The sequence below is a fragment of the Leptospiraceae bacterium genome (assembly GCA_024233835.1).
In the GTDB taxonomy this organism is placed as follows: Bacteria; Spirochaetota; Leptospiria; order Leptospirales; family Leptospiraceae; genus JACKPC01.
The window spans coordinates 271634-292014 of the sequence record JACKPC010000003.1 but is presented as its reverse complement, the minus strand read 5'-3'; the positions used below and the strand labels follow the sequence as shown (position 1 = coordinate 292014).

Genomic DNA, 20381 nt, shown 5'->3' with positions numbered 1-20381 from the left:
TCCTGCGACAATAGCTCTACAAGCCAAGATCTTCAGACTGCATTCGAAGTTCGTCCATGAGTAGCTTTGTCTCTTTCATTACTTTCTGCTCTCTGGGTGTGCGGTTGGCCAGTTTACCGAGTGCGGCATCCTGCTGTTTTCCAAATAGTTTTTCCTCGGCAAAAATATCTTCCTGTAAGCTCTGTTGCTCTGTCAGATAGTCTTCATCTACCGGGATAGGTTCATATATCTCAGATTTCTTAAACTCCAGATCTGCGAGATGTTGTAGTATTTCGTCATGTCCCGGAAGTTTCTTTAAAGCAAGACGCAAAGCCTGCTCCGCCTGTTCATAACTACCCATAGATTGCAATAATACACCAAATGTATCGAGATAAGCCGGGTTTGAGGGATCTGTTTTCATGGCTGATTTAATGCAATCCACAGCCAGGTTCAATTCTTCCTGTGAAGGCTTTCTCTCATTTACAAGAAGATAACTTAAGGAGTTTAATGAATTCCTGTAGCCGGGTTTTACCTTAAGAATTTTTCTATGAACTAAAATCGCATCTTCGACAAGACCCTGCTTTTCATATATAAAGGCTTGAAAAGATAAAAGACGTATATCATCAATCGCATATTTTAGCCTTTCCTCAATTAATACAAGAGCTCTATCCAGATTTTCTAATTGTATTTCCGAATATATGAGCATTCGAAACACATTATCTCTCTCGATAAATTTTCCAAATTTCCCAAGGATTTCATCCAGAGTCTGAATACATTTCTTATGATTCCCCGTTCTCGAACAGCATATAGCAAAATTATATAGTAGTTCCGGATTTTGCCTGTTTTGTTTTTCCAGCTCTTGTTCAAGAAGACTCAAAGCAAGGGCGTAATTTCCTTTTTCTATTTCCTGTAAATACTTCTTTTTCTTCATATCTTTGTACCATGAAAATATTGCTTCATGTCAGTGTATTCACCTTCATGCAATGATTCCAGACTGAGTGGAGTAATACTCACATTTCCTCTGTCATAGGCATCAAAATCAGAACCCTCCATTGACCTATGGCCGAGTTCAGAACCACCCAGACAAAATTCAAATACATTCCCAATGATATTTTGGACTTTGTATTCATCTTTATACGTCCGTATTCCGGGTTTTGTTATTTCTAATTCAGACAGGTTTTTATTGAAACCAGGAGGAAGATTTATATTATAAACCACTTTTTTTTTAAAATACTCAAATTTTTCTTCTATCAAACTCGATATAAATTCGGCTTCTTCTATATAGTCATCGTTATGGCCTAACTTTCCGGAGCTTACTGCAAGGGCATAACAATTATTAATAGCACCATGCCTGGCCGCCCCTACCGTACCCGAATAATGAACATCATACCCCATATTGACTCCCCGATTTATTCCGGAGATTACCATATCAATGAAGGGGAAAATTTTTCCATGCAAACCTATATTCACACAGTCGACCGGAAAACCATCAACTATATAATGGTTATCATTCACCCTTTCCACCCTAAGAGTATCAAATATAGACATGGCCTGGGAAGTAGCTGATTTCTCTTTCAGAGGAGCTACTAAAAAAACCTTATGCTTCTTTTGTAAAACCTTTTCCAGAGCCAATATTCCATTACAGGCAATCCCATCATCATTGCTTATCAAAATATTCAAAATTGAACACCCTTAATTTCAATAATCGTAGTAAATAAATAAAGATAAAAAGAAAGGGGAATAAATACAAAATAAGAAAAAGTCGAAAAGGCTACCTTCAAAGCCCTTCTTTCATCCGTATCATATAAACTGGCAATGGCCCTCGATAAAAACCAGAGATACAACAGGATTAGAGCCAGAACAACCATTACATAGTTTAAAGGACCCGTTATATTCATAGACAATAAAATAACAGAAAGAGGAGCGGAAAGGGCAAAAACAGATAATCCATATTTGGTTAGAATTATATTATATTGCACAAGACTAATACTATCTTCCCTGCGGGTCTTATAGTCAATTAACACCCCCATTAAAAAAGAAAAAATCTCCAAAAATAAAAAATTGGAAAGCATGGCCACAAAAAGCAACTCATAAGAGGAAGGTGCATAGGGTGGATTCAGGTATATCCCCGATACAGCCAGGTTAAGAGCCGCGAGAAGACTGACCAGGGTTCCTTTCGGTCGTATTTCATTTACATCTATATTATACCGATTCATCGTAAAATTATGAGGATTTGAGAATATAGCAACCAGTATATCCAGTGAACCAAAACGAACGTTCATTTATGCCCTACCCAGAAAGGAAATAAAACCAGAACGGGCTGATTTCGAAATTCTTGAAAAATGAAATCTTTCCCTGTCTGAATCCCGGAAAATTTGGTATTTAATAGATGCATAAATCTATCAAAGGGGGATTCGTCTTCTTCAATAACAGGTAAAGCTTCTTTATAACCACATAATTCGGAAAGCTTATCTCTTGCTTCTCTCCTACCACCCAGTTCATCAACCAATTTGAGTTTCTTTGCCCGACTCCCCGAATAAATTTTCCCTTCAGCAAAATCTCGAACCAAATCCTCTTCTAATTTTCTACCTTTCGCCACATCAGATATAAACTGTGTATAGGTATCACTTAAGAGATTCTGGATAAACCGGTTCTCTTCCGGTAATGCATCCCGAAACATAGATAGCATATCTTTGTATCTACCGGCCTTGTAAACCCGCATAGAAACATTGTATTTTTCTAATAATCCGCTTACATTAGGACTCATAGTAATCACACCTATAGAACCGGTAATGGTTCCGGGTTCAGCAAAAATATAATCTGCCGCAGAGGCAATATAGTATCCCCCCGAAGCAGCCAGATCTTTCATGGATACTACTATCTTTTTTGTTTTCCTTAAGTGCATTAGTTCCTGGTAAATTTCCTGGGAAGCAGCCACCGTCCCACCGGGAGAATTAATTTCCAGTAAAAGTCCTTTTATCTCCGGTTTTCTTTCCAGGCTTCGGAGTTTTGCAAGAATCGTATCAGCTCCTGTAGATTGATAGGTTGAGCGACCGGAGTGAATTTCTCCTTCAATCTTTATTATATACAGACTCGCATCCGGATTACGCCTGGCAGATACATTCGTATTGAGTTGAAAAAAACTCAGGAATACAGAAACGAGACTTAGAACGAGAAAGCTCAGGATAAAAATATTTTCTTTTTTCATTTAGTTCCTTTTATTATCGGTAATCCATTCCTGGTAAAACTCCATTCTTTCCGGAAAACAAGTCCCGACTTTTTGTAGGGATACCATTTTAGAAATGCTTTCCTTTTCTATTGGAATATGCAAGGGTTTTTTATACTTCGTATATTTGTTTACTCGCTAATTTTTATAGTTTCTTTTTATTGGCTTGTAAGATGAGAAAGGCTTTTATCAGCGGAGTAAATGGTCAGGATGGAGCCTGGCTGGCACAACTTCTCCTCAACAGGGGCTATCAAGTCACGGGAGGTATTCGAGATACCGACCGCTCCGATCTCTGGAGACTTGAGACCCTCGGAATAAAAGAAAAAATCAACTATAAAGAATTCAAACTCGAAGATGCCCACTCCACTGAGCGTATTTTTCAGGATGAAACCTACCATGAGTTTTACCACCTTGCTGCCCAGAGTTCTGTAGGGCAGAGTTATGCCCAATCCCTCCAAACAGCAAAAACAGTCGGATTTTCCTTGAATTATATACTCGATGCCCTCAAAATGCATTCTCCCCAGACGAAGTTTTTCCAGGCTGGTTCGGCTGAAATATTCGGAAATACAAATGATTTTCCCCAGACTGAAGAAACCCCGATTTCTCCAATTAATCCCTACGGTTGTGCTAAAGCTTATGCCCACTTCCTCTGCAAAGTTTACCGGGAAAGCCATGAGCTTTTCATCACAAATGGTATCCTTTATAACCATGAATCAGAATTGCGGGGAAGCCATTTCTTGAGTCGTAAAATTATCTCTCATATTGCAGGTCTTTACAGGGGAAAGAGGGAAGTTCTGGAACTGGGAAATCTTAACTCCGTTCGAGATTGGGGCTATGCAAAAGAATATGTCGAAGGAATTTTCTTAAGCTTACAAAATGCAAAACCTGATTCTTTTATTTTCTCCACCGGAAAAACTGCTTCGGTAAGAGACTTTGTCAACAAAGCTTATTCGCTCATCGATATAGAACTGGAATGGTCAGGGGAAGGTTTAGAAGAAAAAGCTTATAATAAACGAAATTCCGAGTTACAGGTTCGCATAAATCCTCAATTTTTTCGACCCGCAGAAATTCAAACCCTCTGCGGAAACCCACAAAAAGCTGAGAATACTCTGGGCTGGAAAGCAAAATCAGGTATTTCAGAAATTGCAAAATTCATGTTCGATCACGAACTAAAGATTTTTTATTGACCCTTTTTATAGCCGGTGTAGAGTAATATTTGATGAAATACACGGGGTAAAATCCCAAATTCACAGTTAATAACATGAGGTATAGAATGAATATAAATAAAGCATTAGATAAAGCATTTGAAACAAAACCTTTAAAAGAACTGGTGGACGCACCGGTTAGTGCTCTTCAGGGAGTATCGGATGGAGATGCCGAAAAGCTAAAAGCAGCTTTCAATGTAAAAACAATCAAGGATCTGGCGAACTTAAAGTACGTTAAGTGGGCACAGGCTATCGTAGCACTGGCAGAAACAGAAGAGTAATCGTTAATCGGTTATAGCGAGGGGAAATTCTTTACTAAAACCACTCGCTATAAAATCTCACCTAAGGGCCTGTTCAAGGTCATCATGGATAATTACAAAATCGGTTAGTCCTACAATATCCATCACTTTTTTAAAATGATCATTCAAGCCGGAGAACTCTATTTTGCCCTGATTCTCAGATGCCCTGGTAATCAGGCTAATTAAAGTGGCAATCCCTGCGGAGTTAATATAGGTTGTCTTTGAGAAATCAATCAAAACTCGATTCTTTTTCTCTGAAGGAATTGAGTCATAGGAGTTTACAATATCTTCATCTGCTTCCGAGGTAATTTCACCCGAAATAAAAATCACAGGTACGCCTTCTTTTTCAAAACCCAGCTTTATATTAAAATCATCTTCCATAAGTTAAAAAATGTGCAAAACGAATTGGCTTTCGTCAACTAATAATTATATAAAAAGCCAGGAACTGAGCCTGGCTTCCACTTTAATTTCCAGTTTATTTCTGCTTGGATAAGAAAAGGATATATTTAGCTAGAGCTTTGAGGTTTTCATCTCCAAGGTGCTTATAAGCCACCATAGGAGAACCACTAATTCCTTCATTCAAAGTTTTCAGAATTTTGTCCTCAGTATTTCCGTTCTTCCACTCAGATGCAGGTGCATTAAATTTTCTGGGTTTAGGATTTAAAGCTGCCGCAGCAGGACCATCTCCCAGACCTTTTTCACCGTGGCAGGAAGCACAGTTTTGAGAGAAAAGTTCCTGTCCTTTTTTTTCATCTGCAGAAAGTCCACCTTCATTGGAAGGAGTTGTTTCGGTTTTATTTTCTGTAGTTCCGCTATTTTCCTTGTTTGTATTGTCGGTTTTGTCACCACCACAATTTACTGCAAATTGCAGAGATATAAAGGCAACAAACAAAGCTATGAGTAGTTTTTGAATCCTCATTCATTCCTCCTACTGTTTTTTATATGACAAGACTTTCCAGTCGAGATTATTTGAATACCAATTTATTTATTTTAAGGATTTTCGGATTCCAATTTTTTCATACCAGGAGATTCCTGAGGGCCGATTCGAGGGTATTATAACGAAATTGAAAACCGGCATTGAGTAAAGCTGCCGGTAGCACATTCTGTCCCTGTGTGAGAATGCTGGCTCCTTCACCAAAGAGAAATTTCAAAGTTACATTTGGAACCCGGAAAAAATTAGGACGGGAAAGAGTTCGGGCCAGGGTTTCGGTAAACTCCCGATTGGAAACCGGATGAGGAGCCGATAAATTGTAAATCCCTCTTTTTTCTTCTGTATTTACAATAAAATGCAGGGCCCTGACAATATCCTCTATGTGGATCCAGCTCATATACTGCTCTCCATTCCCTACAGGGCCTCCTAAAAATAAGCGAAAAGCCGGTAACATTTCTTTGAGTGCCCCTCCTCTATTAGAAAGCACAATTCCAATTCGAGCCAGTCGAACCGATACCCCAAATTCCTCTGCTTCAAAAGCTTCTTTCTCCCAATCAAAACAGAGCCTGCTTAAAAAATCCTCTCCGCACTTTGAATTTTCTGTAAATACCGGGGAAGAGGCAGGGTGCATTCCGTAATAACCTACCGCTGAGGCATTGACCAACACTTCCGGTTTCTTCTCTGTTTTTTTCAGCTCGCTGACAAGAGCTCTTGTAGAGTTCACCCTTGAAGACCAGAGTAGATCTTTTTTTACATCCGACCACCTGCCGATAATTTTTTCACCTGCAAGATTAAATAGATACTTCAAACCTTCCAGATCTCCGGCCTGAACCTGCTCTGTCTGGATTAAAGATACTCCGGAAAGACCCTGAAGAGAGGGAGGAAGTTTATTTCCGCGGGAGAAAATTTTAATCCTAAAACTATGCCTGAGAAATTCTTTTGTCAGCTCAGAACCAATCAGCCCGGTTCCACCAATAATCCCGATTGTATTTTCCTTTTCGACAGTCGCCATGAATTAAAACTCCCTCGTATTATTTCCTAAAATAGTGTATCCACTCAAAAAATCAGGGAGCTTTTCTTTAAATGTAAGCGAACCACCGATGGTTCGCCTGCTTCCCTGAAAAAATGAGGACTTACCTCTCTTGTTGTGCGATTTGTATAATTTGGTTATAAATATTTATAATTATAATTCTTGAGATAAACTCTTTCTTTGTTCTATTTCAGAACAAATTTTATCTATGGTATAATCCTGGTAAAGACTTCTACGTTCCTCAGTATAATTTCCATGACCGAGTTCGTATTGTTGGAAGAAACGAACTAATTCCAACGGGTCTAAAGCATTTTTCAAAGCTTCAATACCCTTTAGGTTGATTTCATGTAAAGTAGCTGTGCTCATATCCGTTTCCTATAATATATTTTTTTATTCATTTATATAATTCCTAATCATTGTAACCCGCAAAGTTAGTCAATAATATTCCATATAAAATTCCGTCTTCTATACCCCGGATTTCTTCCGAAAACCCTATTTATGCTCCAGCCTTTCAATACCATCCCAGTGCATAGGAATTCCATGCTTTCTATAAAAAGAAATTCTGGCAAGATAAAGTTCAGCTGCTTTGTCCAGTGGGTCAACCTTCAAAACTTCCTGAAAGAAATATTCAGCTTCATCAAATTTTTGTTCCGCATAAAAATGTACACCGGTCTCAAAATTATCCCGGGTTTGAATCTTCAGATTACGAATCCTTAGAGAAAGCCCATCAATGACTTCATAGATCTTAATGGCTTCTGTTTTTCCTTTTACTGTTACTCTATCTACAATACGAATTTCATAATCTTTAGGGTTGGAAAGTTTTAAATAAGTTATTTCACTGATAAGAATCGAAGCCGAATAGATCTTAGTTAGACCCTCTATCCTCGATGCCAAATTGACTGCATCCGAGATCACTGTACATTCATACCTTTGATTTTCTCCAATTATTCCCAACATCAAATTTCCTGTATGAATTCCGATTCCAACTCCTATTGGTCTCAAACCATTACTCACTCTCTCATTATTATATCGATGCACCCCTTCTAACATACTGATAGCAGCTCGAATGGCATCTTCCGGACGATGAGGAAAGATAGCCATAATTCCATCTCCGAGATATTTATCAATAAAACCCTGATGGTCACGGATAGCCGGGCTGGACTTATTTAGATAGGTATTGATAAAATCAAAATTCTGTTTGGGTGACATTTTCTCTGATAAACTTGTAAACGAACGAATATCGGAAAAAAGAATCGTCATCTCCTGTTGAATCTGATCCCCCAGTTGTAAGTCTGAAATCGATTTCTTGGAAAGAAGCTGAATAAAATTAAAAGGAACAAACTTGATAAAGGCATCTTTTTGTTTTTCTACTTCTATCTGATAGTTTAAGAGCTGGTTTATCAGGATCATGATTAATACGATAATATAAGCCATAAAACCATACTGGCTTATCCGAATACCGGTTCTAAAAATTCCGGCATCCAATATATCCCATAAATTCACAAGAAAAAGTCCGGCAAAACCGAGTCCTACTTCTTTTGATAAGGGTTTCTTTCTATAGACAGCAAGGGACAGTACCCACAAGCAATACAGAAGGGAAGGGATAGAAGTATACTGCCAGAGTTTTAAAATGCTACGGTGATATATATGAGGAAGGCTTAAAGATCCCAGGGAAAATGCAATATATGTAAATGTAATGAATTTTAGAATCCCAAATTTTTTCCTTTCGGAAAAGAATAGCTCAAAAAGAAAATATAAAAACACCGGGATGAGAAGAAACAATAAAGTATATTCAAATCTATCTTTTATTGCACTATCCTTATACAGAAGAGTGATTAGCTCGGTTCGGTGAAATAAATACAGGGATAAAAAAACAGCATACAGGCCAAAATAAAAATACGTTTTTTCCCTTCGTGTTTTGAAAAAAATGAATATATAAAAAAGTCCGAAAAATAAATACACCCCGTTTAAAACAATGGAAAAGTTTTCACCTCGACGATTGAACAATACATTCGTTTCTAAAATTTCATAGCCCCTAGAAAAATAAAGGCCGAGATGGGAATTAAAATCAATCGGAGAAGAAGGTGGATCTCCCACAAAGTAAATAGCCAGAATATTATCTTCTTTCTGAAAAAAAGATTTATCCGGAAAAATTCCCAGACCATCTATGGTTCTATAACGAAAAATTTTATTCTTTTCAATATAGAGCTCTCTGTGTATAGAATGTCCGTTTAAAAATATCTCGTAGTTTTCTCCTATTCCGGAAAAAAAAATCGCCGGACTTTTCGAGGAATCATATAAAGATTTGGGTAAGGAAAAACGAGAAAAAATTAGATACCTCTGAAGGTTTGTGTCCGATTTCTGAACCAAAAAAATCTGATTCAGATAAACAGGAAAAGAAGGTAAAACCTGAAAACCACTATTTTTTCCAATCTGGGCCAAAAGTGTCTGAACCCTATCCTCCCCTTCCAACTTTTTTCCATACCAGGTTTGCCGGCTAAGGTCGAGAGAGACCTTTTCTTTTGCCCCAATTCCAAAGGACAAAAAACAGAACAGAAGAAGAAATAGTGCTTTCATATCTCGATTGTGTTAATCTTCTCAGAAATACCTTTAAATTAAAACTCTTTTCTTATTTTTTTTAGATGAATTATTTCTTTTTTTTATCCACTCAAAAGTTCAGGAAGACATTCCCTTGACTGCCGGAGTCTGGCTTCGACTCATATCTACTCGGTTACTGAGCGAACTGAATTACGCTCAGCCGGCGGCTCCCTTTTAGAAAAAGTTAAACGCGATTTTAAAAAATGAATCGACTCTTTTATACACCTAAATTGCATTATCCATTTAATTCAACTCCATATGTATCCTCTACGTTTTTTAGCTTTTTGCATTTTAGGGATGGTTTATACTTCCTGTAGCAGTATCCATAACTATTTCTTTAAAAAAAAAGAGAACACAGAAATCTTTCCTTACTCCCCTCCCTATACAGTTATTTATTCCGGTAAAGAAGAAATACCGGATAGAACAGTATACCTAACTTTTGATGATGGACCTACATTTCTAAGTTCTAAAATTCTTGATATATTAAATAAGGAGAATATTCGAGCTACCTTTTTTATTTGTGCTAAATTGAAAAAAGAAAAAAGCCGGTTCCAGGTTTTTAAAACTCCTTTGATTCGAATGGTTCAAGAAGGACATGTTATCGGGAACCATACTTTTTCCCATCCAAATCTGTCCGGTCTATCCGATAAAAAAATTCTTCACGAAATTCAACTCAATCAAGAACTTTTAGACGAGGCCCTTGGCACCCGGAGTCCTAAAATGATTTTCATACGTCCTCCTTTTGGAATTCCCTGGAAAGGAAATCGAAGTGAAAAGGAAAGACAGCGTGTTTTGAACATATTAAAAAATGAAGGAATTATTGTTATGTGGAATCTAAATTCAAAAGATGCTAATGACTGGGTTTCGGGTGAATGGTACGAAGAAGGAAAAAGAATAAACCCGACTTCATTAGCTTTTCAAAAAAAACGAAAGAAAATGTATCAGCATATCCGGAATGAAGTAAATGGCAAAGGTCTCATTATCCTTTTTCATGATACCCATAATACCTCCCTGGAAGTTTTACCGGAGCTTATTAAATTATTTAAAGAACAAAATTATAAATTTCAAACGATTCGTGAATATTTTATCTGGAAACATGCGAAAAACAAGGAACTCCCAAAGAACTAAACTCCCAATCAATAAAAAACAAATTGTCGGACAGGATTTTGGCCGAGCAAATCAAAAAATTTCCTTTACGATTCTGAACTGTCCTTTAGTTTTTACGTATGTATCAAGTTCTATTCTTTTTATCTCTGAGTTTCTTTTTCAATTCCTGCTTATACAGGAATAATTTACATTCGAATTACTGGAAAGATTACTTTTCCTCCCAGGAGTCTTTACAAAATAAAGATGAAAAAGCTTATCATCGCCTCTTCGGAAGTCTTTCCCAAACAGAGGAGTCGAATCTTTTTCAAAGCAAAACAACTACTGCTTATTCGGGCAATGTGAAAATTAGAGATAATACTTACCTTCCTTCGTTTCAAAACTTTTATTTTAAGGACAAAGAGAGTCAATATTCCTTGCATGTGCGCTTCAGCCCTAGAACATTGGATACAAAAGAAATTTATGAAATCAAGCGTTCTGCTAATTTACAATTCAGCCCTTATGCAGTATATGATTTCATACAATGGTGGAAACTTCTGCATGAAAATTCTCTACGAGAAAATTTCAGTCTTAAGTTGCAAAAAAGCAGTACATACAAATTTCTTTGCAACAATTTTTCTTGCTCTATAAAACCGGGAAGTCTCTCGTTTTTATTATCCGATTCTCTTCAAAAAAATTACCCTATCTTTTTTTCTGATTTAAACAAGCGCCTTTCTATGATAGACTTCGAAGTTCCTATTTTTTTCAACGGACAGTATCACAGCCGCCTCTTTAGTACTTCGAATGGTATTCATTATACTTTTATAGATACTCAGTTTAAAAATCCCGGCCTATATGAAAACCTGAAACGTATCAGTTTTAAGATACGCTTTACACTGCGTTTTTTGGGAATGAAAATAAAAGTTAACAATTTACGTTATACGATATTTCTACACCTACAAAAAGACAAAGAAATTATTAGCGGACATTATACAAACTATCCGGAATATTCTATCGAGGGAAGACTATTTTATCTCCTACCGGAAAAACTTGTGGATATATTTATTCCGGGAGATATGAATTCCTATTTAAAAGATTATTTTGACCTGGTTTGTCCTGTTTCACCCTTCGGAGGGAATCGTTTCGAAACAAAACTGATTCATAATCAGACAAAAACAAACTTAAGCTTCGCTTCCTATACTTACAACCTGAGACAGAAATTTAATCCGTTTCGAAGAGAAAAGAAAGAAAAGGATACTCATGATTTTTTTGGTGATTGGAAAAAAAAGCTTGTAGAAGAATTAGAAGAATGATTTGTTTGATTGATTATGGAAAAAATCACACTCTACTCTTTTCATGGCTCCGGCATAAAAATCACAATGGAACTGTATTTCAATGAACAGGAACAGCTAATTTTTGAAGGCTACGATGTAGGTCCGATGGTAGAAGAAGCCTGGGGGGATTTGGATTACGAGTATTTTTATACCATAGAACCCGAAGAAGTTAAGAAGTTCTATCCCTTATTCCATTTGCACATAGGAGATAAAACCGCTCTTCTACAGAGTTTAAAGAATCGCTTTAGTATCAATGAAGCCTATTCCCAATTTGGGAAATTTATGAATGAGAATGAGATTGTATATGAAAAATTTACATATGCCTGATGAAAGGATTTAGCTTAAAAACAGTTTTTCAATTTCTATATCTCAATTTACTATCTTTTTTGTTCTATTTACTTGCCGGTAGGTTTAGTTTACTGCTTTCTTCTCAGGATGGATACAGCACTCCTGTTTGGCCACCGGCAGGGATCTCACTGGCTCTGACTTTGATATTTGGAAAAAGAACATGGATAGGTATTTTCTTAGGTGCCTTCTTCACCAATACCGATTTACATTTCTTTCAAAGACCGAACTTAAATTACATTCTCCAAAATTATCAAAATATTATAATCGCTCTCGGAAATAGTGGACAGGCAGTTCTCGGGGCTTATCTACTCCGTAGAACCGGAAATTTCCCCAATACTTTATCCCAGCTAAAAGAAATATTCTATTTCTTCTTTTATGGAGGAGCTGTTTCCTGTCTGCTGGCTTCTAGTGTAGGAATCCTTTCCTTATATATAAAAGGTTTTTTGAATATAGATAATTTACTATTTTCCTGGTCAATCTGGTGGTCAGGAGATCTAACCGGGATTGTTATCTTCACTCCGATTCTATTATTTCTTTACTATGGTTTTAATAAACAGGTAAAAGTTCTTCGTTCTTTTATTGTCTCTTCTTCTCTATTTTTTGTATTCATGATAGCTGTTATTGTTTTCTTTTTTGCAAAATCCTGGGAAACAGATGTCTTACAAACCCGTTTAAATTATTATACTGCAAATCTGGCGAATTCTTTAAAGGTAAGTATTAAGGAAAATATTCATTCCTTAAAAAGTCTGAGTACTTACATACGCCTTCAAAAGGAACTTAATAGAGATTCTTTCGAAGCATTTTCAAAAGTTTTAATTTCCAATTCGAATAGCGTAGTAGCTGTATCCTGGAATCTCTATATGTCTCAATCAGAAAGACAGAAAGTAGAATTAGAACTTTTCAAAAATTATAAACAGAGATATATTAAAAGCAAAGATAGAAACGGTAAATTACTTCGCAGTGAAAAGAAGACAACTTATGTTACAGTATTCTACATTTATCCACTCATTGGGAATGAAAATGCTATCGGGTATGATGTGTATTCTGAAAATGAGAGAAGAATTGCACTGGATAAGGCGATTCAAAAAAGAAAAGAAACCATAACCGATAGGATTCAATTAGTTCAGGATAAGGACTCTTCGTATGGCTTTTTAATCTTTGATCCTGTATTTATTGAGGATAAGATTATTGGTTTTTCAACAGCTATAATAAAAATACCTATCCTTGTCAAGAAATCATTAAACAATTTATCCAATACCCCTGTCTGCTTTCAAATGATAGAAAGCCATAATACTCAGGAAGAAAGAATCCTCTATGAAAGTGAATGCTGGAATAAAGCCGATCTCGCCAAAGTATCATTTCGGACAGAAAAAAGTATTAGTGTAAAGGATAAAAAATGGTTACTAAAAGTTGCTACAGAAGAAAGCTACTTTCAACACTATAAAACAAAAGCTCCCTGGCTTATTCTTCTACTGGCCTGCCATTTTACGGGTTTATTAGGAATCCTGATACTCGTAATAACCGGTAAAGAGGAAGCTACCCAGATTATTGTTGAAAAAACCACAGAGAAACTAAAAAAAGCAAATGAAGTCAAATCAGACTTCATGGCAAATATGAGCCATGAAATTCGAACACCCCTCGGAGCAATTATCGGATTTAACTATTTATTACAAGAAAAGAGTCAGTCTTTAGAAGTACCGGAGGAATTTGTTAAGTATCTCCAAATTATCGAAAATAGTTCCAAATTGCTTCTGGAACTCGTAAACAATGTTTTAGAAATATCAAAAATTGAAGCCGGTAAATACAGCATTGTGAAATCCGAATTTTCTGTAGGGGAACTTATTAAATCTATATACGACTCTTATTCTTATCAGGCTTCTAAGAAAGGAATTATTTTTACATATGAAATGGAAGAAGGAATTGAATCTCTTCGTACGGACAGAACACGCCTGATGCAAATTTTGATTAACATCCTGGGAAACGCCATCAAATTTACTCCCACAGGAAAAGCGATACAGATAAAAGTATCTCTCAAAAACAATATCCTACAATTCTCAATTATAGATCAGGGAATTGGAATCCCGGAAGAAAAATTAGGGGAAATCTTTCATCCCTTTACGCAGGCAGAAGAAACAACTGCCATCGTCTACGGAGGTTCCGGGCTCGGACTTAGTATTTCAAAGAAACTGGCCGAGCTTTTAGGAGGAAAAATCACTGTAAAGAGTAAAGTAACTGAAGGTAGCACTTTTACATTAGAGCTTCCTTATAATAGAGAATATGCAAGTAGAAGAAAAGGAAATGAAAATATTCCTTTAGAACTGAAGCTGAACCCAAATAGTCTTATTGTAGTTTTTGAAGATAACAAGCTAAACCAGATCCTTTTATTCGGTTTTTTAGAACTAATCGGTTTAACGGCGGTATTTGCAGAGAATGGAAAAGAGGGTATCGAACTGATTCAAAAGTTACTGGAAGAAGATAAAAAACCGGATATTATTTTTATGGATATGCAAATGCCGATAATGGGAGGACTGGAAGCAACAGAATTTATTCGAAAGAAAATGGGGCTAAAAGACCTTCCGATTATTGCCTTATCAGCAGATGCTTTTTCCGAACAAAAAGAAAAAGCATTAAAAAGTGGTCTCAATGATTATATGACAAAGCCTATCGAGATAAAAACTTTAAAGTCAATACTTTATAAATATTTATCTAAGTAAGATTATTCTCCCACGACCTTTACCAGTGGAAAATCATTTACCCTCGAAGAGTAACCATATCGTCCGAGACTCTGCATGGGCAGAGGTGTCTGGATAACGTCCTGCAAGAAAGGTTTGGTCTGTTCGGCAAATTTAGACTGGATGTAGGCTCCCAGCTCCGACATAGATATCATCCCATCTTTCTCTACAAGGCTTGATGCGTCTTCTTTTTTATCTCTGGTTTTATAACCTAAAGCATTGAGTAAGACATAGGTATAAAGCCCGTGGCCGAGTTCTTTAGATTCTCTCGACTTTTCGTCTCCCGCAGAGCTGGTAAAAATGTAGCGTCCGCTTCCGTTGGCCAGTCGTTTCAGACCACGTTTGGTTTCCTCTTTCTTGTCATCGCTACGGGAAGCAAGGGCTACTCCCACATTGCCGGAGTGACAGGCATCGATGATGAGCACTGCTTTCTGAGAACGGATTTTGGCAAGCTTGTCTCCTATCAGGTCAGCATCCACACCGCTATTCTTGGCCGTTATCGCCGATTCCGGGTTTAAGCTCCAATCGAAGTCTTCCGGTAAGAGATAGAATAAACTCTTTCCTCCATGACTCGCACTCATGCCGTGACCGCTGTAGTAAATCGTAACCACGTCCGTTGCGTGGGCTTTTTGGATTATCTCATTCAGGGCTTTTAAGATATTCTCTCTTGTAGGCCTGTTGTTTTTATCTTTATAGGTCAAAAGCTTTACTTCAACTTCGCTATACAATCCCGCATCTTTTTGTTTTTGGAAAGCCTCGGCTATAGCTTCCGCATCGGGTACGCTGTAAGTCAAATTTCTCGCCGAATCTTTTGTATACTCATTTACACCTATACTTAATACAAAGAGTTTGGGAGGCTTTACTTTATCGGGAACCTGTCGAACCAGTTCCATAGTCTTAGGAGAAGGAATATTATATTCGTTATAGGCAAGTATCTTAATATCATTATTGCCGGGAAGGAGGTTTACATTGACCCTCATAGAGAAATGCTTCTGTAAGTCCTTACTTTCCCCATATGGGTCTTCTTCCCTCTCAACTTTCGAAGTATCGAGCTTATTTCCATTCACATAGACTTCTACCCTCGCTACTCTTGTTTTCCCTTTCACCTCGAACATCATCTCTGCCTGTTCGTCCTTTGCTAAATCTTCTGTACCGGGGTAATGAACTTTCACTTCCGGCAGGTCCTCTACCATCTCGACTATTGCTACTTCATCTCTGGGCTTAATTTCTCCTTTTAGAACTTTTTTTACTAAACCCGGTACACGATAATGTTCTTCTATATCAGGCAGATCTAAGAATTTATCAGCTATCTTGTAAGAAACAAGAGCTTTCACTTTTTCATCAGTTATATCAAATCGTCCATCGGGGGTATAGGAGATGGATTCACCGTTATTAAAAAGCATCTGGCTAAGAAGATGCTGGCCTGTTTGGTAGTTATAGTAGTGAAGTTTCCCCTCAGAACCTTCTATAGAAATCAGTATATTTTTATGATTATCTATTTTTGCAAATTTTCCCCGGGTTTGAATATTTCGAACTAAATTCCCATTGATTGTCCATATTATCATTGTTCTATCGATAGAAATTATAGCGAAAGCTTTTTGTTCGGGAAGAAAGCTTACATAGCTTATCTCGTTTCCGTGTCCTTTCAGGGTATGCAGTAATTTTCCTTCATTCGACCATATTATAGCTGTTCCATCCCTTGAGGTTGTGAGTAAAAATTTTCCATCGTGAGAATAGGCTATATGTTTTATATAACCTATATGTTTCTTCAGAATATGGATAAGTTTTCCATCTATTGACCATATTCTTATTGTAAAGTCGTTTGAAGCTGTGGCCAGAGTTTTTCCATCCGGGGAATAGGCTATCTGGTTTATATAGTCTGTGTGTCCTTTTAGAGTATGAAGTAATTTTCCTTCAGATGACCATATTTTTGCCGTTGTATCCTCTGAAGCGGTAGCCAGATTTTTCCCATCGGGAGAATAGGCTATCTGCTTTATATAGCTTTTGTGTCCCTTTAGATTACGGAGTAATTTACCATCTATCGACCACATCCTGATTGTATTATAAGAGCTTGCAAGAACACGTTTTCCATCAGGAGAATAACTTATATAATCTATCGTATCAAAATATCCATTTAAAGTCTGTATAGACTTACCGTTAGTTGTCCATATCTTAATTTGTTTTTTTTCCATATCTGCAATAAGAGTATTATCATCAGGAGAATAAATGATACGACTCATCTGTTCCGTATGCCTTCCAAGAGTATGAAGGGGTTTTCCCTCAATCGACCATATCTTAACGGTTCCATCCCATGAAGCTGTGCCCAGAGTCTTTCCATTCGGAGAACAGACTATGTGGTTTATAGAGCCACCATGTTCTTCGAGAGTATGGAGTAATATTCCTTCTACTGACCATATCTTAACTGTATTCTCCTCTGAAACTGTAATAATAACTTTTCCAGCAGGGGAATAGGCAACATGCTTTACTGTATCGGTAGAATTTTTAAGGGTATAAAGAAGTTGTCCGTCTATAGACCATATCTTAGTTATATTTTCCTCTGAAGTTGCGGCAAGGACTTTCCCATCCGGGGAGAAACTCACAGTTCCGGTATGAGCTTTAATAATCTTTAATAGCCCGGTTTCAGTAGACCAGATTATAGCTGTTTTATCATTGGAAACCGAAGCCAAAATCTTTCCATCTGGGGAGTAAGCTATATATATTACATAGTCTGTGTGTCCAAGGAAGGTATTTAAAAGCTTTCCATCAAATGACCATACCTTAACCGTTCTATCCTCTGAAGCCGTAGCCAGAGTCTTTCCATCTTGGGAATAAGTTATGTGGCTTACCCCACCTGCATGTCCTTCGAGAGTGTGAAGTAATTTACCATCTATTGACCATATCTTAGCTGTTCTATCCTTTGAAGCTGTAGCCAGAGTCTTTCCATCCGGGGAATAAGTTATGTGGCTTATATCACTTTTATGTCCATTCAAAGTATGGAGTAGCTTGCCTTCAAGAAACCATATCTTAGCTGTTCCATCCTTTGAAGTCGTAGCCAGAGTCTTTCCATTCGGAGAGTAAGCTATGTGGTTTACCCCACCTGCATGTCCTTCGAGAGTGTGAAGTAATTTACCATCTATCGACCATATCTTAGCTGTACCATCCATTGAAGTTGTGGCCAGAGTTTTTCCATCCGGAGAATAAAGCATACTACTGATATATCCTGTATGTCCATTTTGAATCAGCAAAGAAGGAATTTTTTTTCTTAGTTCTTCCTGAAAATAGAAACTGTCTTTTTTAAGCTTAGCACTATAAATATAAGAAGAAAAAGATAAGTTGGTCTTTATCTTATTTAAAATATTAGAATTACTTTTACTGGCCTGTTTTAAGAAATAATCGGCTAATTTTATATTCATAATATTTGAATAATACATAGCTACCAAATAACTTAGATCCGGATGTGGCTTGTTTAGATATGGTGAGGAGTATACAATCTTTGAGAAGATTTTCCTGAAGTTAACGAAATCATCGACTTCTTCGTTATAAGATTTATTTTCAATGTCTAAAGATTTTTCTAAAAAGAAAAGGATACTGGAAGGACAAATTTTCTTTTCTGCTTCCTCTGTTGTATTCAGTGTTTTTAGATAGCGATTCCTTAACAAAAGCAATATTTCACTTCTTTGTTCTTCAGAAAGAAGATAAAGGGCATTAAATAATTTAAAGAAATATAAATAATTTCTAAAGTTTCTTTCTTTAGATTCATAGAGTTGAGGTTCTAAAGATAAGTATTTATAAATATTATAGTCATAGGATAATATAGCATAATCAATTACTTTCTTTCCATACTTATCTTCTATATTTATATCGATTCCACTTTCTGAAAGAAATTTAACAAATTCTATATGTCTTTGATTAAAGGCAATCATAAAAGCAGTTTGCCTATCTTCATTCTGTGCGTTTTTATCAGCTCCTTTGTCTATGAGTAACTTTGCTACTTCTACATTTCCTCTGAATGCGGCTGACATAAGTGCTGTTCCTCCTTTTATATCTTTTGCCTTTACATCAGCTCCTTTGTCTATGAGTAACTTTGCTACTTCTACATTTCCCCCGTATGCAGCCGACATAAGTGCTGTTCTTCCCTTAGGATTTCTTGCATTTACATCAGCTCCTTTGTCTATGAGTAACTTTATAAGGTTGGTATACCTTGTATACATAATCGGCAAGGCATCATATCTATCCACTACATTAAAATTCGCACCCTTTTCTATGAGTAGCCGGGCTATTTCCGGCTTTTGAAACCTTAGAGATATTGACAGTGAATTTTCTCCGTAACTGTTTTTAATGTTTACATCGGCACCCTTCTCTATAAGTAGTTTCACGACTTCAATATGCTCACCGGAAGAGGCCAGCATAAGAGGAGGCCATCCAGTTTTATTTCCGCCATTTACATCCACCCCATTTTTTATGAGTAACTTTATTACTTCCATATCTCCATATCTCACAGCTTCTTTAAGTGGGTAATTATCCAAAACCCTTATATCAGCTCCGGATTTTATTAGAAATTTTATAGTCTCAACATCTCTTTTATATACAGCCCTTACAAGTATCGTTTCTCCTTTATTGTCTTTCGCATTCACATTAGCTCCTTTTTTAATAAGAAAATTTCTTACTTCTATATTCTCTTCACTAAAAGCCAAAAAAAGAGGAGTTGACTCAGGCTTGTAAGTCAGACTATTACCTGCTGTATAAAATTTGGGGGACTTAATTTCATATTTAATTTTTACTTCTATATCAGCTCCCTTATTCAGAGCTTCTTTTACACAATCGAGTTTGCCATAGAGTGAACAGTTTATGAGTATATCGTTTGCATTTTCTTTGGTGACAGTGAATTCCATTTTACTGATTAAATATTTTGCTATTTCCTTATGCTTGCCAGCATACGCATGAAAAATTGATGTTTCACTATAATAGTCTTTTACATACATATCTGCTCCTTTGTCTATGAGCATTTTAACAATTTCTATATTTCCGTATCTTGCTGCTAACATGAGCACTGTGGAACCATTTTCAGCCTTCGTATTAACATCTGCCCCTTTATCGATAAGCAATTGGATCATGTCCGTATAGGCTTTGCTTACTGCAATTATCAGAATCGTATTCAGTTGTTCTGAAGTCAGATTATTCTTCTTTTCTAATAAAAACTTTAGAACTTCTATATATCCTTCGCTTGCGGATATTGTCAATGGATTGGCATTACGGCGATAGGAGGTTTGATTTTTCACATAGAACTTAGGAGACTTGATTTCTTTTTTTATCTCAACATCTATATCAGCACCTTTATTCAAGGCTTCTTTTACACAATCGAGTTTACCATAGAGTGAACAGTTTATGAGTGTATCATTAGTGTTTTCTTTGGTGACAGTGAATTCCATTTTACTGATTAAATATTCTGCTGTTTCCTTATGCCCGGCAGAATAAGCAATATGGATGGCTGTTATATCACCTTTATTCTTTGCATGAATTTTAGCCCCGGAGTCTATAAGTATTTTCGCAATATCGATACGTCCCCTTAGTGCGGCACCTGAGCTAGTTACGGTATAGTAGACACCTTTTTTAACA

16 protein-coding genes are annotated in these 20381 nt (G+C 36.7%); 6 read left to right on the top strand and 10 right to left on the bottom strand.

Annotated features, from left to right (window positions below; all coding sequences use genetic code 11):
• Positions 1-16 precede the first annotated feature (16 nt).
• The 4 genes from H7A25_15690 to sppA are packed head-to-tail and all read right to left on the bottom strand — an operon-like array spanning position 17 to position 3187.
• Entirely contained in the window at positions 17-910 is an 894-nt protein-coding gene (locus H7A25_15690; protein ID MCP5501343.1) for a tetratricopeptide repeat protein, read from the bottom strand.
• Positions 907-1659: a 5'/3'-nucleotidase SurE gene (surE, locus tag H7A25_15685; GenBank protein MCP5501342.1), complete on the bottom strand. Its 753-nt coding sequence runs from the start codon at positions 1657-1659 to the stop codon at positions 907-909. The genes H7A25_15690 and surE overlap by 4 nt, the downstream gene beginning before the upstream one ends.
• Positions 1656-2261 (bottom strand): hypothetical protein, encoded by a 606-nt coding sequence (locus H7A25_15680; GenBank protein ID MCP5501341.1) that lies wholly within the window; start codon positions 2259-2261, stop codon positions 1656-1658. The genes surE and H7A25_15680 overlap by 4 nt, the downstream gene beginning before the upstream one ends.
• Complete coding sequence (sppA, locus tag H7A25_15675) at positions 2258-3187, bottom strand: signal peptide peptidase SppA (protein MCP5501340.1); 930 nt, start codon at positions 3185-3187, stop codon at positions 2258-2260. The genes H7A25_15680 and sppA overlap by 4 nt, the downstream gene beginning before the upstream one ends.
• Before the next feature lie 191 nt (positions 3188-3378).
• Between sppA and H7A25_15670 the strand changes: the two genes are divergently transcribed.
• Both H7A25_15670 and H7A25_15665 read left to right on the top strand, forming a co-directional pair.
• Entirely contained in the window at positions 3379-4392 is a 1014-nt protein-coding gene (locus tag H7A25_15670) for a GDP-mannose 4,6-dehydratase (protein MCP5501339.1), read from the top strand.
• A gap of 86 nt (positions 4393-4478) precedes the next feature.
• Positions 4479-4691 carry a hypothetical protein gene (locus H7A25_15665; protein MCP5501338.1) on the top strand — a complete coding sequence of 71 codons (213 nt, stop codon included), beginning with the start codon at positions 4479-4481 and terminating at the stop codon, positions 4689-4691.
• 57 nt (positions 4692-4748) lie between these two features.
• On the opposite strand, the gene H7A25_15660 is transcribed toward H7A25_15665, so the two are convergent.
• The 5 genes from H7A25_15660 to H7A25_15640 form a co-directional block, all read right to left on the bottom strand.
• Positions 4749-5090: an STAS domain-containing protein gene (locus H7A25_15660; protein ID MCP5501337.1), complete on the bottom strand. Its 342-nt coding sequence runs from the start codon at positions 5088-5090 to the stop codon at positions 4749-4751.
• A gap of 94 nt (positions 5091-5184) precedes the next feature.
• On the bottom strand, positions 5185-5628 hold the full coding sequence (locus tag H7A25_15655; protein ID MCP5501336.1) for a cytochrome c: 444 nt from the start codon (positions 5626-5628) through the stop codon (positions 5185-5187).
• A gap of 97 nt (positions 5629-5725) precedes the next feature.
• Positions 5726-6652 carry a TIGR01777 family protein gene (locus H7A25_15650; protein ID MCP5501335.1) on the bottom strand — a complete coding sequence of 309 codons (927 nt, stop codon included), beginning with the start codon at positions 6650-6652 and terminating at the stop codon, positions 5726-5728.
• 171 nt (positions 6653-6823) lie between these two features.
• Positions 6824-7036, bottom strand: a complete 213-nt coding sequence (locus tag H7A25_15645) for a hypothetical protein (GenBank protein ID MCP5501334.1) — start codon at positions 7034-7036, stop codon at positions 6824-6826.
• A gap of 126 nt (positions 7037-7162) precedes the next feature.
• Positions 7163-9247: an adenylate/guanylate cyclase domain-containing protein gene (locus H7A25_15640; GenBank protein MCP5501333.1), complete on the bottom strand. Its 2085-nt coding sequence runs from the start codon at positions 9245-9247 to the stop codon at positions 7163-7165.
• A gap of 279 nt (positions 9248-9526) precedes the next feature.
• Here H7A25_15640 and H7A25_15635 point away from each other — a divergent pair, with 279 nt between their 5' ends.
• From H7A25_15635 to H7A25_15620, 4 genes are all read left to right on the top strand, one after another.
• Positions 9527-10396 carry a polysaccharide deacetylase family protein gene (locus tag H7A25_15635; GenBank protein MCP5501332.1) on the top strand — a complete coding sequence of 290 codons (870 nt, stop codon included), beginning with the start codon at positions 9527-9529 and terminating at the stop codon, positions 10394-10396.
• A 98-nt stretch (positions 10397-10494) separates the two neighbouring features.
• Complete coding sequence (locus tag H7A25_15630; protein ID MCP5501331.1) at positions 10495-11664, top strand: hypothetical protein; 1170 nt, start codon at positions 10495-10497, stop codon at positions 11662-11664.
• 15 nt (positions 11665-11679) lie between these two features.
• Positions 11680-12012 (top strand): hypothetical protein, encoded by a 333-nt coding sequence (locus H7A25_15625; protein MCP5501330.1) that lies wholly within the window; start codon positions 11680-11682, stop codon positions 12010-12012.
• Positions 12012-14747 (top strand): MASE1 domain-containing protein, encoded by a 2736-nt coding sequence (locus H7A25_15620; protein ID MCP5501329.1) that lies wholly within the window; start codon positions 12012-12014, stop codon positions 14745-14747. Before H7A25_15625 ends, H7A25_15620 begins: the two co-directional genes overlap by 1 nt.
• Before the next feature lie 2 nt (positions 14748-14749).
• Here the strand turns inward: H7A25_15620 and H7A25_15615 are convergent, their stop codons facing one another.
• Positions 14750-20194 carry an ankyrin repeat domain-containing protein gene (locus H7A25_15615; protein MCP5501328.1) on the bottom strand — a complete coding sequence of 1815 codons (5445 nt, stop codon included), beginning with the start codon at positions 20192-20194 and terminating at the stop codon, positions 14750-14752.
• Positions 20195-20381: the final 187 nt, after the last annotated feature.